Source organism: Ideonella sp. (assembly GCF_041914305.1).
Lineage (GTDB): Bacteria > Pseudomonadota > Gammaproteobacteria > Burkholderiales > Burkholderiaceae_C > Ideonella.
In genome coordinates, this window is record NZ_JAYSDQ010000023.1 from 40,670 (window position 1) to 53,770 (window position 13,101).

Consider the following 13,101-nt stretch of genomic DNA (forward strand, 5'->3'; position numbering starts at 1 on the left):
CAGCGACCGGAAGGGAGCGTGGGGGTCTCATTTCAGAATTTGACCGTCATGCCGGCGGTGTAGGTGCGGCCCCAGGTCTCGAAACCGGCCAGCGCATCGGCCCGGCCAAGGTTGGCGCGGTAGTAGGCGTCGGTGAGGTTCTTGCCTTCGAAGAACAGCGTGATGTCGTCGGTCAGGTTGTAGGCGATCGAGCCGGTGACCCAGGTCAGCGGTTGGCCGTAGCGGCTGTAGCCAGCCACGGCATCGAGCGCCTCGGTGTAGCGGCCGCTGTGGTCCATCGCGATCTGCGCGTTGATCTTGTCGTCTTCGTACAGCAGCGCCAGCGACACCGCCGAGCGCGACACGCCTTCGAGCTCGCCGACATGCTGGCCGTTGACGTAGGCCCGCGTGTCGGTGCCGGTGTACTTGAGGTTGACGCCGAAGCCGTTGTCGAACAGGTGCTGCAGGCCGAACTCGTAGCCGAGGATGCGTGCCTTGTCGCCGTTGATCGGGTGCTGGATGTCGAACAGGTAACCCGGCACGCCGATGTCGACGTTGTTGTCGATCGTGTAGGTGACGAAGTGGCGGATGTCCTTCCAGAACACCGCGCCCGAGACCATCGAGCGGCGGTTGTAGTACCACTCGAGCGACAGGTCACCCTGCGTCGCATCGACCGGCTTCAGGTTCGCGTCGCCGCGCACGTCGATGCGCCAGGTGCGGTCCAGCGTGTGGTCTTCGGCGGTGGGGGCGAGCTGGTCCAGCGCCGGGCGCGACATGACCTTGGCGGCCGCCAGGCGCAGTTGCAGCGCCGGGGTGAAACGGTAGGCGAAGTTCAGCGACGGCAGCAGCTTGGTGTACTCGCCGGTGGCCGACACCGGCTCGGCCGGGCTGTAGGTCACGTCGGGGCTGGAGGTCGGGTCGTTCGGCGTCGGGTCGTCGATGGCGATGATGCGGTTGACCGCCGTGCGCGAGGTGGTCTTGGTGCGCACCATGCGCAGGCCGACGTTGGCCGACCAGTCGTCGCCGGCGAAGTCGGCCTGGAAGTAGGCGGCTTGCGTGTCTTCGCTGACGCGGTACGAGCGCGTCGGGTTGAAGCGCGCCTGCATCAGGCTCGAGTCGTAGTAGGTGCCGGTGCCCTGCCCGTTCTCGTCGAGGATCTCGACACCGTCGAGCGCCTTCAATGAATCGAAGTAGGCCTGGGTGTCGAAGCGCACGAAGGTCGTCGGGAAACTGCCGCCGGCGTTGCGCATGAAGTTCTTCAGCGTCAGCGGGTGCACCACGTCGGCGCCGAGCTGGTCGAAGGTGTACTGGTAGCCGCAGTACTGGCAGGCGTTCTCCAGGTTGTCGACCGTGCTGCGCGACTTGGCGCGGCGCGTGTCGCTGACGCCGAAGTGCAGCCGTTCGACCGCGCCCCAATCGACGGCCAGCTTGCCGCCCAGCGACAGGCCCTTGACGGTGTCGTGGATGTCGTCGCCGCCCAGCTCGGCCCAGTGCAGGCCGTAGTCGGCGTTGCCGAGCGTCGGGCTGGCCTGCGCGAGGTCGCGGCCGTCTTCCAGCGTCACGTGGATGTCGGGCAGCGCGTTGCGGTTGGCGCTGAAGTAGCCGGTGTGGTTGCCGGGGATGCCGGCGACGACCCAGGTGTCCTTGCCGCCCGAATCGCGCACCGAGCGCGAGACGTAGGCGTCGCCTTCGAGGGTCAGGTCGGCGCTGGCCTTCCACTCGCCGTTCAGGCCGAATTGCGTGGTGTCGACCACGCGGTGTTCGGTGCGGGTGACGACCTCGGGCGTGAGGCCGTGGATGGTCATGCCGGTGACCAGATGGTCCTTGATCGTCACGTCGGACCAGCGGTCTTCGGCATGTTCGACGTAGTAGGCCTGGTGGTAGCCGATCGCCGGCGCGTCGAGCCGGGTGCCGAGCGCATCGACGGTCAGCTTGGTGTTGTCGCTGGGCTTCCATTCGAGCGCGGCCGAGAGCGCGGCGCGCTGCTTCTTCTGCTCGACCGCACCGAAGGCCACGCAGCAGACACCGAGCAGGTTCTGCTCGTCGGGCGTGATCCGATGGTCGCCGTTGGCGTCGAACTCGCCGGGTGAGTCGGGGTTGTAGGTGAAGTCGAGCACCGAGTCCGAGCGGGTGCGTTGCTTCGCGTAGACCGCGCCGACAACCAGCCCGATGCGGTTGTCGGCGAAGGTGTCGCTGTAGACGCCCGAGATCTTGCCGCCGCCGTTTTCCGACAGGTCGTTGAAGTTGCCTTCGAGGCGGACCGACGCGTGCCGGCCGGGGTTCATCAGCGCCCGGGCCGAGCGCAGGTTGACCGAGCCGCCGATGCTGCCCTCGATTTGCGAGGCCTCGGCCGACTTCATCACATCGGCGCCGTAGATGGTTTCGGACGGCAGCACGTCGAACGCGAAGTCGCGGCCATCGCCGTCGGTCGCCAGGATGCGATTGTTCAGCGTGACGATGCTGTAGCCGGGCCCGAGGCCGCGCACGTTCACGTACTGGCCTTCGCCGCCGTGGGTGCGCGAGATCGTCACCCCGGTCACATGCGACAGCGAGTCGGCCACGTTGTCGTCGGGAAAACGGCCCAGGTCTTCGGCGGCGATCGAGTCTTGCACCACCGCCGAGTTGCGCTTGAGCTCACGCGCCTTCAGCAGGCTGGCCCGAGTGCCGGTGACGGTGATGGTTTGCGGTGCCTCGGCGTTGGCCGCCGGGGCCTCGACCGGCGCGGCAGCGGCCACGGGCGCGGCCGCCTGGGCCGGGGCAGCGCCGGCGGCTGCGTCAGGGGCCTGGGCTGCGGCCCATTGCGGCCACGCCATGGTGACAGCCGCCGCCAGCACCGTGAGTGCGCCCAGATCAGATTGCCGTCGAACCATTGCTGCTTTCCTTTAGCGAGTGGAAGCCATGCTAATGCGAAGAGATCGAAGACCTCAATGCTTTTGTTTGCTTTCGTTTGAAATAAAATCGAAGCTCAAAACCGGCGCTGTGGCGGCAAGGGCGCTGGCGGGCCCAGGCTCGCCCGCCAGGCTTGCGTGATCCTGGCAAGCGCTCGCCGCCGGGCAGGCCGCACGCGCCCAGGGCCAACGGCGGCGCACCGGCCGTGAACGGCTGCACGCGCCGGGTCCAGCGTCGAGGGCTGGCGCCCCCGCCCTCGCCTGGCGGCCGCGTTGTTGCACTGCGCGTTGACGGCGGGCCACTTCAGGCAGACGATGCACGCTTGGCTGCGCCCCGCAAGGAGAAACGCCCATGGCCTCGTTGCCCTCGTCGATGCCCCACCCGGCCCCGCTGCCGGCCGACTGGTTCGGCGCCGTCTCGCAGATCTGGTGGTCTGCCCAGGGCGCGCAGTGGCAGGCGCTGTCGGCCTGGCAGCAGGCCGCGGCGGCGATGCAGCAGGAGTGGTGGGACGAGTGGGCAGCCCGCTGGGCCGGCGGCGTGCCGCTGGGCGACTGAACCGGCAGCCCTCATGAGAGACCCCCTGACCGGACGCCCATCGTCCCAGCCCCTGGCCGCCACCATGTCTGCGCGCTTCACCCACCCTGTCGACGCTGCCCGTGAACGCCTGGCGCAACGGGCGCGCCAGCTGGAGCAACTGGTCGCCAGTGCGCGGCCACGGCGCGAGATCGAGCGCGAGGTGACCGACCTCAAGGACGGTGCGGCCGACGAAACCCAGGCCGAGATCGACAGCGCCGAGCTGCAGCGCCATCTGGCCGAGTTGCGGCTGATCGAGCAGGCCCGCGAGCGCCTGGCCGCCGGAACCTACGGTGAATGCATGGACTGCGGCGAGTCGATCTCACCGGCCCGGCTGCTGGCGCAGCCGACCGCGATGCGGTGCATGGCCTGCCAGCGCAACGCGGAGCATCGCGGGCAGCACTGACCCGGCGCGGCCCGAGCGGGGCGCCGCGTGCCTTCAGGCCCTCAGTTCGACTCTTTGATCAGGCGGCCCGACGCCTGCTGCACCGGGCGCGCGTTCATCGGGTACAGGCGGGCAAAGATGTCGATCTGCTCGGGCGACACCGGCACCGGCGTCTTCATCACCATCCACAGCACGCCCTCGCTGCACGGCGGCGTGGTCAGCGAGCCCATGTAGGTGTAGTAGCGGCGGTCTTCGGGCAGCAGCTTGTTCAGGTCGATCGTGCCGGGCGCGGCCTGGGCCTCGTTCTTCTCCAGCGGCAGGGCGTTCCACACCGCCTGGACCAGCGGCTGCGCGGCGCCACGGTCGAGCAGCACGGCCACGACGGCCAGCTTGCCCTCGGCGTCCTGGTGGACCAGGTGGGCCACCATGTCGTACTGCTTGCCGTTGATGCGCTCTTCGGACGGGCGGTGGAAGTGGAACTGCAGCAGCTCGAAGCGGCGGCCGAGCACGGTGATCGTGTTGCCCGGCGGCAGGTTCACCTGCACCGTGTGGCCGTTGTCGATGACCGAGAAGCCGGTCGTGCGGTAGTCGAACTGGATCGGCTCGAGCTGCACCGCGATGCCGCCGCGGATGTCGATCGGGCTCTGGCGCTGGCCGGTCGAGCACTTGTTGAATTCAGGCTTCAGCTTGCCCCAGGCCTCGGGGCCACCCTCGCCGCTGTAGTCCCAGTGGTCGCTGTGGGGCACCGGCCGGGGCTCGGCCGCCAGCTCGGGGCGCTTGGCGGCGGGCGATGGCCGCGGGGTGGCACGGCTCGCGCTGGACGACAGCGTCAGGCTGCCGGCGGCCGCGGTGGCGGCAGCGGGGGTGGGGGCGGCCGGCAGGCCGGCCGGCGGCACCGACGCGGTGGCGCGGTTGTCGACCCGCATCACGTTGGCACCGCGGGGGTCGGCCGGTTTCTGGGCACCCAGGCGCTCGGCCAGCTTCTGGCGCAGCGTGTCCATCGGGTCGGCGGCAGAGGCCGCCTCCTTGGCCGGGGCGGCCGGCTTCGCGGCACGCGCCTCATCGTGGCTGCCGCCGGCCATGGCGGGCAACGCGCAGGCCAGCGACAGCGCCGCAGCGGCGGTGGCAGCGGTGGCAGCCAATGGGCGATACGACGAACGGGACGGCAGTTTCCAAGACATGGCGGCTCCAGGCCCGGGCGTCGAGCCGGGGCGTCGCCCTGGATATCGGCCCCGGAGGCCGGTTCTTGAGCGGCCGCCCGGCCGCGCGGGATCAGGGCGCCAGCTGCAGCCGCGGCTTGACCCAGGCCCAGGCGACCACGCCGATGCCCATCATCAGCAGCGAGGCCACCGCCAGCGAGGGGGCCGAGTGCATCACCAGCGGCGCGATCGCGCCGGCCACCAGCGCGTTGGCCACGCTGCCGATGCAGGCCTGCAGCGACGAGGCCATGCCACGCCGATCGGGCGCCTGGTCCAGCACCATCAGCGTGACCACCGGCACCATCAGCGACCAGCCGAACGCGAACAACGCGATCAGCGGGATCGCCCACAGCGGGTGCGGCGGCAGCAGGAAGTTCATCGCCACGTTCAGCACCGACACGGCGGCCATGATGCGAAAACCGCGCCGGATCTGCCGCTGCGGCGTGATCTTGCCGGCCAGCCGGCCCGACCACCAGGCGCCGCTCATGATGCCGCTGATGGTCGACATGAAGAACCAGAAGAACTGCGTCGGCCCCAGGCCCAGCAGCTCACCCAGAAACACCGGCGCCGACAGCACGTACAGGAACATGCCGTTGAACGGCACGCCCGACGCAAAGGCCAGTGCGATGAACTTCGGGTTCGACACCATCTGCCAGTAGCCGCGCAGCAGGTTGCGCACGCTGAAGGCCTGCACCTGGGTGACGTGCAGCGTCTCGGGCAGCATGCGCCACATCGTCAGCCACAGCGCGGCGCCGATGCCCACCAGGAACCAGAAGATCGTGTGCCAGCCCGCGTGCACGAACAGGAAGCCGCCGACGATCGGCGCCACCGCCGGCGCCACGCCGAAGTAGATCGTGACCTGCGACATCACCCGCTGCGCCTCGGACGGCGGGAACAGGTCGCGGATGATCGCGCGCGACACCACCATGCCGGCCCCGGCCGACATGCCCTGCACCGCACGAAAGAACACCAGCGCGCCGATCGACTGGCTCAGCGCGCAGCCGACCGATGCGAGCGTGAACAGCGCCACGCCGCCCAGCACGATCGGCCGGCGGCCGAAGCTGTCGGCCAGCGCGCCGTGGAACAGGTTCATCACCGCGAAGCCGAGCAGGTAGGCCGACAGCGTCTGCTGCATCTGCAGCGGCGTGGCGCCCAGCGAGGCGGCGATGCCGGTGAACGCCGGCAGGTAGGTGTCGATCGCGAACGGGCCGAGCATGCCCAGGCAGGCGAGCAAGGCGGCGAGCAGCCAGCGCGGGCCGGGCCAGACTTTGGAGGCTTCAGGGTTCATCGGCGAAGCCTGCGAGTGTAGGTGAGCGTCGAATCACCCTTGGCGTTGCCAGCGTACCGCCCACTTGGCCAGCGGCGCGAAGGCGTCGAGCAGGTCGAGCCCGATCGGCGTCAGCCGGTAGCCGGCCTCGTCGTTGTCCAGCAGGCGGGCCTCGCGCAGCTCGGCCAGGCGCTGGTTCAACACCGTCGGCGACAGGTCGCCGCAAGCGGCCTGCAGCGCGCGAAAGGTCAACGGGCCGCCGCGCAGCTCCCAGACGACGCGCATCATCCAGCGGCGATGCAGCAGTTCCATCGCCGCGTTGATGGCCTGCTTGTGGAGTTCGGTGGTCGATGCCATGGGTCTGCGCGAATGCTACGTTTAATGTAGCATCTCGATCGCTACTGTTTTAGTAGCAATTGATCGAAAGGACCGCCCCATGCCCCGCATCGATCCCGTCGTGGCGCCGTATTCCGCCCCGCTGCGCGAACGCTTCGCCCGCCTGCTGCCCGAGGCGATGACACCGCCGGCGATCTTTCGCACCGTGGCGCGCAATGAAGGCCTGTTCCTGCATCTGGTCGACAGCGGGCTGCTGGGCCCCACCGGCCTGCTCGACCGGCGCGTGCTGCCGCCGGCGCTGCGCGAGCTGCTGATCCTGCGCACCTGCGTGGCGGCCCGCAACGACTACGAATGGCACCTGCACGTCGACACGATCTCGGCCCGCATGGGCTTGAGTGCGGCGCAGATCGCCGACACGCGCAAGGCAGAGCCAGATGCTGGGTTGTGGAGCGAGGCAGAACGTGCCGCGATGGCATTGACGGACGCACTGGTCCGGCACCTCGATGTCGACGACGGCCTGTACGAACGGCTGCGCGCGCACTTTGACGAGCCGACTCTGATCGAGATCACGCAGCTCGTGGGCCTGTACACCGGCGTGGCGATGCAGGTGGCGCTGGCGCGGCCCGAGCGCGACGCCTACCGCGCGCCTCGGGCCGAATAATGTGTGAAGCAGACCGATAGGCCGGATTCTGTGCGGCCTGGGTCTCTTGCGAGACCGCGGCCGTGACCGCCATTCCTCTGGGCCTGGCGGTTACCCGCCTGGCTCGATGCCACCTACCCGCCGGCTCAGCGAGCCGCTTCAATGCCGGCCTATTTGGTGTTGCTGCGCGTAGAGATTGCCGCGTTTCACCCGTCTCGGGGCTTTGCCCCTCGCCGTGTGCTGCACTCGCCGGCCAAGGCCGACGCCTGCAGAGCACTCAACCGAAGGACCCCGAGCCGACTCGTCTCTGTGGCTCTGATCCGCACCTCGCGGTGGACGGGCGTTACCCGCTACGCTGCTCTGTGCAGTCCGGACCTTCCTCCAGTGCGGCCTTTCGGCGGTTGCACCAGCGGCGGTCTGGTCTGCTTCACGGGGTGCATTGTCCCATGCGTTGACAACGCCGGCCTTGTCGGGCCGGCATCGGGGCCGGTCAGCCCTGGGTCGGTGCCGCGGCGGCGGGCGCCTGCGGCGCGGCTTGCTGCGGCGTGGCCTGGCCGTAGTAGCGGTAGTGGTAGCGGTAATAGCCGCGGGCCGGCACGACGACGCAGGCCGACATCAGGGTGCTGATCGCCAGGGCAGAGGCGATGACCAGCAGCGGGCGACGGTACTTGTTCATGGGGACTCCGGGTGTTCGAGGGATACGCGGACAACGCCCCCTCGGCCCGAGCCGCCGACCCGCGGCCCCCGGCTTTACACAGCTTCGCACCGGGCAACAGTGCGTGCCTGGATGTATCAGTCCCCGCGCGCGGCCTTGGCCTGGCGCTTGTCGCGCACGTAGATGCTCTGGCCGCGGCGTTCGCTGTCGAACAGGCCGATCGCCTCGACCAGGTCGCTGAACTTCTTGAAGCCGTGGTTGCGCGGGTCGAACGAGGCCTGGTTGGCGATCTGCGCCCGCACCGCGCTCAGGTTGGACCAGCCGTCGTCGCCGGCCGCCCCATCGACCGCGCGGCGCAGCAGGCTGACCAGCCGCGCATCGCGCCGCAGCTCGGTGCCGACCGGCTTCTTGGGCGCCGCGCGCGGCTTGCGCGCCGGGGCGCCGGCGGCCGGCGCCGGCTCGTCGGCCTCGGGCTCGTCGTCGGGCTCGCCCAGCGATTCGAGGTACAGAAAGCGCGAGCAGGCGGCCACGAAGGGCTCGGGCGTCTTCTTGGCGCCGAAGCCGTAGACGGTGGCGCCCTTGGCGCGCAGGTGCATCACCAGCGGCGTGAAGTCGGCGTCTGACGAGACGATGCCGAACGCGTCGGGCCGGTCGGTGTAGAGCAGGTCCATCGCGTCGATCGCGATCAGCATGTCGGTAGCGTTCTTGCCCTTGCTGACGTCGAACTGCTGAATCGGGCGGATGGCGCACTCGTGCAGCACCTTCTCCCAGCCCTTCAGCTCGTTCTTCTTCCAGTTGCCGTAGGCGCGGCGGATGTTGGCCTCGCCGAGCTTGGCGAGCTCGGCCAGGATCAGGTCGATCTTGGCGGCCGGCGAGTTGTCGGCGTCGATCAGCAGGGCGATGCGGGCGTTCTGGGTGGTCATCGGGGTTCCGGTGGTGGCGATGCCGAGGGTACGCCTCAAACCACTTGCCGCCAGGACAGCGTTTCGCCGGCGCGCAAGGGCTTGATCAGCGCGTCGCCGAACGGCAGTGTCTCGGGCAGCGCCCAGGGCTCGCGCTTCAGCGTCACCGTGCCGGTGTTGCGCGGCAGGCCGTAGAAGGCGGGGCCGTGGTGGCCGGCGAAGGCATCGAGCTTGTCGAGCGCGCCGATCGCATCGAACGCCTCGGCGTACAGCTCCAGCGCACTGGGCGCCGTGAAGCAGCCAGCCCCGCAGACCGAGGCCTCTTTCATCACCGACGCGTGCGGCGCCGAGTCGGTGCCGAGGAAGAAGCGGTCGGAGCCCGAGGCCACCGCCTTCAGCAGCGCCTGGCGATGCACCTCGCGCTTGAGCACCGGCAGGCAGTAGTAGTGCGGCCGCAGGCCACCCTGGAAGATCGCGTTGCGGTTGTAGAGCAGGTGGTGGGCGGTCACCGTGGCCGCGGTGTGGGCCCCCGCCTCGGCCACGTACTCGGCGGCGTCCTTGGTGGTGATGTGCTCGAACACCACCTTCAGCGCGGGGAAGTCGCGGCGCAGCGGGCGCATCACCTGGTCGATGAAGACGGCTTCGCGGTCGAACACGTCGACCGCCGGGTCGGTGACCTCGCCGTGCACCAGCAGCAGCACGCCTTCGCGCTGCATCGCTTCGAGCGTCGCGTAGGTCTTGCGGATGTCGGTCACGCCGGCGTCGCTGTTGGTCGTGGCACCGGCCGGGTAGAGCTTGAGCGCGACGATGCCGGCGTCTTTGGCGCGGCGGATCTCGTCCGGCGGCGTCAGGTCGGTCAGGTACAGCGTCATCAGCGGCTCGAAGTCGCTGCCCGCAGCACCCGCCTCGGGGCGGGCGGCGAGGATGCGCTCGCGGTAGGCCAGCGCCTGCGCGGTGCTGGTGACCGGCGGGCGCAGGTTGGGCATGATGATCGCGCGGCCGAACTGGCGCGCGGTGTGCGGCAACACGGCCGCCAGGGCGGCGCCGTCGCGCACATGCAGGTGCCAGTCGTCGGGGCGCGTGAGGGTCAGGGTGTCGGGGGAAGCCATGGGCCGGATTGTCGCCGCAGGCCTCGCCGTGCATCCAGACGGTCGGTCCCGTCGTATGGGATGAGACCGAAGCCGCAGGAGCCTCCATGACCACCCCGCTCGCCCTCGTCCAAGCCGCCTATGCCGCCTTCGGCAGCGGCGACGCGCCCACGCTGCTGAACCTGCTGACGCCCGATGTGCGCTGGGAGTTCGCCGGCGACTCGAAAGCCCCGTACACCGGCCGCGTGCAGGGCCGCTCGCAGGTGGGCGAATGGTTGCTGGCGGTTGCGCAGGCCGACGGCATCCAGGCCTTCGAGCCGCGCGAGTTCCTGGTCGGCGCCGACCACGTCACCGTGCTGGGCTGGGAGCGCACCCAGGCCCTGCCCAACGGCGGCGTGTTCGAGAGCCCCTGGGTCCATGTCTGGCAGGCCCGCGACGGCCAACTCGCGCGCTTTTACGGCATCCTCGACACCGAGGCCGCCGCCAAGGTGCGGCCGTGACGGCACAAGCCCAGCCCGCGCTGCCGGCCGGCAGCCGCCAGCGCACCTACGCTTATGTGACGCACTGGCGGCTGGACGCACCACCTGAGGCTGTCTGGCAGGCACTGACCGAGGTCGACGAATGGCCGCAGTGGTGGCCTTACGTGCGCAGCGTCACGCTGCTGCGCCGCGGCCGCGAGCCAGACGGCGTCGGCGCGCTGCGGCGCATCGCCTGGGGCAGCCGGCTGCCCTACGGCTTCACGCTCGATGTCGAATGCGTCGAGTCCGACGCGCCGCGGCGCCTGCTCGGGCGGTCCAGCGGCGCGCTCGAAGGCGAAGGCCTGTGGGAGCTGTGGCCAGACGGTGCTGGCACGGTCGTTCGCTACACCTGGCGCCTGTACCTGAACACCACCTGGATGCGGCTGGCCGCGCCGCTGATGGCCCCGCTGTTCCACTGGAACCACGAGGGCGTGATGCGCGGCGGCGGGCGCGGGCTGGTCCGCTGGCTGGCCGGCGAGCGCCCGGCCCGCGTCGCCTGAGCAGGCGACGCAGCCGCGCTGCCGACAGTCCCCCGGCAACGGCTCGTCGGGGCTATGATCGCCCCGACCGGACGAGAACAAGGCCCTCGCGGATGTCCGACCCGCCCCTGCCCGCCGACGAATTCAGTGCCGACCAGTTTCGGCTGCTCGCCGACAACGTGCCGGCGCTGATCGCCTGCTATGACGCCACGACGCGACGCTGCCTGTTCGCCAACAAGCAGTACGCGCGCACGTTCGGCTGCGACGAGCGCTCGATCGTCGGCCGCACCTTTGCCGAGGTGATCGGCGAGGCGGCCGCGCGCGAGATCGCGCCGCAGGTCGACCATGTGCTGGACCAGCGCGAAGCGGTGATGTACGAGCGCCAGGTGGTCGCCCCCGACGGCAGCCCGCACTGGCTCGAGGTGAACCTGCTGCCGCACCTGTCGGCCGACGGCACGCCGCAGTCGTGCTTCGTGCTGATCTCCGACATCACCAAGCACCGGCTGGCCGAGCGCGCGGTGCGCGAGTCCGAAGAGCGCCTGGCCAAGTTCATGCAAGCCAGCGCCGAGGGCATCGTCTTCCACAAGGACGGCCTGGTCACCGACGCGAACCAGCCGATCCTCGACCTGATCGGCAGCACGCTGCCCGAGATCCTCGGCCGCCATGTGCTGAGCTTCATCGCGCCCGAGCATGTGGCGCGGGTGCTGGCGGTGATGAGCGCCGGCCAGGAGACGACCTACGAGCTGGCGATCCTGCATAAAGATGGCAGCCCGATCCCGGTCGAGTTCATCGTGCGCACGATGCTGCGCAACGGCGAGCGCATCCGCATGACGATCGTGCGCGACATGCGCGACCGCCACGCCGCGCAGGCCCGCATCCACCACCTGGCCCACCACGACCTGCTGACCGGCCTGCCCAACCGCGGCGCCTTCATGGAGCGGCTGGACCAGCTGATGGCCGCAGCGCGCGACAACGAGGGCCACCTGGCGCTGCTGTTCGTCGACCTCGACCACTTCAAGCGCGTCAACGATTCGCTCGGCCACCTGGTCGGCGACACGCTGCTGAAGACGGTGGCCGCGCGCATCACCGAATGCCTGCGCGCCAGCGACCTGGTGGCCCGCTTCGGCGGCGACGAGTTCATGGTGCTGCTGCCGATCGCGCAGCAGCGCGAAGACGCCGAAGAGGTGGCGCACAAGCTGCTGCGCGCGATCGCTGCGCCGCTGGAGGTCGAAGGCCAGTCGATCTCGGTCTCGCCGTCGATCGGCATCGCCTTCTTCCCCGACCATGGCGACGACCCGGCCACGCTGATCAAGCACGCCGACACGGCGATGTACGTGGCCAAGTCGCGCGGCCGGGCAAATTGCCAGTTCTTCGAAAGCTCGATGGCCAGCGTGGCCTACGAGGCGCTGCTGCTCGAAGTGCAGCTCGGCCATGCGCTGGAGCGCGGCGAGTTCGAGCTGCTGTACCAGCCGATCGTGCGCGCGTCGGACGGCATCTGCGTCGGCCTCGAAGCGCTGATCCGCTGGCACCACCCCGAGCGCGGCCTGCTCGGCCCGGACGACTTCGTGCCGGTGGCCGAGCAGCGCCGGCTGATGCAGCGCATCGGCCGCTGGACGATGCGCCAGGCGCTGCGCTCGGCCCGCACCTGGCAGGCGCTGCGGCCCGATGGTGGCGCGCTGCCGGTGGCGGTGAACCTGTCCAGCCTCGAATTCCACGCCTCCGATTTCGTCGACAGCGTGGCCGACCTGCTGCTCAGCGAAGGCGTGCCCGGCCACTGGCTGGAGTTGGAGCTGACCGAGCACGTGCTGATGGACGACATCGCCGCGGTGAAGGACACGCTGAGGCAGCTCAGGCGGCTGGGGGTGCGGGTCGCGATCGACGACTTCGGCACCGGCCAGTCGTCTTTGTCGCACCTGCGCGAGCTGGCGGTCGACAAGATCAAGATCGACCGCAGCTTCGTCACCGGCCTGCCGACCGATGCCGGGGCGCTGGCCATCGCCCGCGCCGTGGTGCAACTGGCCCACGGCCTGAAGCTCGAGGTCACCGCCGAGGGGGTCGAGACCGAGGCGCAGCGCCACACCTTGTGCGCCATGCACTGCGACGAGTTGCAGGGTTATCTGATCAGCCGGCCCTTGAGCGCCGTGGCGCTGGCCGCCTGGCTGGGCGAGCGCGCGCAGGCCTGAGCGGCCCG

At 69.8% G+C, this 13,101-nt stretch carries 13 protein-coding genes and 1 other RNA gene; 6 read left to right on the forward strand and 8 right to left on the reverse strand.

Translation table 11 applies throughout. The annotated features are described in order from the left end of the window. Positions 1–32 precede the first annotated feature (32 nt). A complete protein-coding gene (locus ACE3SG_RS24745) occupies positions 33–2,849 on the reverse strand; it encodes a TonB-dependent receptor (RefSeq protein ID WP_374568906.1) in 2,817 nt (938 codons plus the stop codon). A 370-nt stretch (positions 2,850–3,219) separates the two neighbouring features. Between ACE3SG_RS24745 and ACE3SG_RS24750 the strand changes: the two genes are divergently transcribed. Then, positions 3,220–3,423 (forward strand): hypothetical protein, encoded by a 204-nt coding sequence (locus ACE3SG_RS24750; RefSeq protein WP_374568907.1) that lies wholly within the window; start codon positions 3,220–3,222, stop codon positions 3,421–3,423. Positions 3,424–3,487: 64 nt separating this feature from the next. Continuing rightward, positions 3,488–3,847: a TraR/DksA family transcriptional regulator gene (locus ACE3SG_RS24755; protein ID WP_374568908.1), complete on the forward strand. Its 360-nt coding sequence runs from the start codon at positions 3,488–3,490 to the stop codon at positions 3,845–3,847. 41 nt (positions 3,848–3,888) lie between these two features. Here ACE3SG_RS24755 and ACE3SG_RS24760 read toward each other — a convergent pair whose 3' ends face one another. From ACE3SG_RS24760 to ACE3SG_RS24770, 3 genes are all read right to left on the reverse strand, one after another. Beyond that, positions 3,889–5,007 (reverse strand): carbonic anhydrase, encoded by a 1,119-nt coding sequence (locus tag ACE3SG_RS24760; protein WP_374568909.1) that lies wholly within the window; start codon positions 5,005–5,007, stop codon positions 3,889–3,891. Between the two features lie 91 nt (positions 5,008–5,098). Next, the gene (locus tag ACE3SG_RS24765) at positions 5,099–6,313 is read right to left on the reverse strand and encodes a multidrug effflux MFS transporter (protein WP_374568910.1); all 1,215 of its coding nucleotides are present in this window, start codon (positions 6,311–6,313) and stop codon (positions 5,099–5,101) included. A gap of 33 nt (positions 6,314–6,346) precedes the next feature. After that, positions 6,347–6,649, reverse strand: a complete 303-nt coding sequence (locus ACE3SG_RS24770) for a winged helix-turn-helix transcriptional regulator (RefSeq protein WP_374568911.1) — start codon at positions 6,647–6,649, stop codon at positions 6,347–6,349. 79 nt (positions 6,650–6,728) lie between these two features. Between ACE3SG_RS24770 and ACE3SG_RS24775 the strand changes: the two genes are divergently transcribed. Next, on the forward strand, positions 6,729–7,289 hold the full coding sequence (locus ACE3SG_RS24775; RefSeq protein WP_374568912.1) for a carboxymuconolactone decarboxylase family protein: 561 nt from the start codon (positions 6,729–6,731) through the stop codon (positions 7,287–7,289). A gap of 1 nt (position 7,290) precedes the next feature. Here the strand turns inward: ACE3SG_RS24775 and rnpB are convergent. From rnpB to pyrC, 4 genes are all read right to left on the reverse strand, one after another. Beyond that, positions 7,291–7,697: RNase P RNA component class A (rnpB, locus tag ACE3SG_RS24780), an RNA gene on the reverse strand. A gap of 61 nt (positions 7,698–7,758) precedes the next feature. After that, complete coding sequence (locus ACE3SG_RS24785; RefSeq protein WP_374568913.1) at positions 7,759–7,944, reverse strand: hypothetical protein; 186 nt, start codon at positions 7,942–7,944, stop codon at positions 7,759–7,761. Between the two features lie 116 nt (positions 7,945–8,060). Beyond that, the gene (locus ACE3SG_RS24790) at positions 8,061–8,846 is read right to left on the reverse strand and encodes an NYN domain-containing protein (RefSeq protein ID WP_374568914.1); all 786 of its coding nucleotides are present in this window, start codon (positions 8,844–8,846) and stop codon (positions 8,061–8,063) included. 35 nt (positions 8,847–8,881) lie between these two features. After that, the gene (pyrC, locus tag ACE3SG_RS24795) at positions 8,882–9,934 is read right to left on the reverse strand and encodes a dihydroorotase (RefSeq protein WP_374568915.1); all 1,053 of its coding nucleotides are present in this window, start codon (positions 9,932–9,934) and stop codon (positions 8,882–8,884) included. A gap of 86 nt (positions 9,935–10,020) precedes the next feature. Here pyrC and ACE3SG_RS24800 point away from each other — a divergent pair, with 86 nt between their 5' ends. The 3 genes from ACE3SG_RS24800 (at position 10,021) to ACE3SG_RS24810 (ending at position 13,093) form a co-directional block, all read left to right on the forward strand. Next, positions 10,021–10,413 carry a nuclear transport factor 2 family protein gene (locus ACE3SG_RS24800; protein WP_374568916.1) on the forward strand — a complete coding sequence of 131 codons (393 nt, stop codon included), beginning with the start codon at positions 10,021–10,023 and terminating at the stop codon, positions 10,411–10,413. Further along, positions 10,410–10,931, forward strand: a complete 522-nt coding sequence (locus ACE3SG_RS24805) for an SRPBCC family protein (RefSeq protein WP_374568917.1) — start codon at positions 10,410–10,412, stop codon at positions 10,929–10,931. Before ACE3SG_RS24800 ends, ACE3SG_RS24805 begins: the two co-directional genes overlap by 4 nt. A 92-nt stretch (positions 10,932–11,023) precedes the next feature. Next, the gene (locus ACE3SG_RS24810) at positions 11,024–13,093 is read left to right on the forward strand and encodes a putative bifunctional diguanylate cyclase/phosphodiesterase (protein WP_374568918.1); all 2,070 of its coding nucleotides are present in this window, start codon (positions 11,024–11,026) and stop codon (positions 13,091–13,093) included. Positions 13,094–13,101 lie beyond the last annotated feature (8 nt).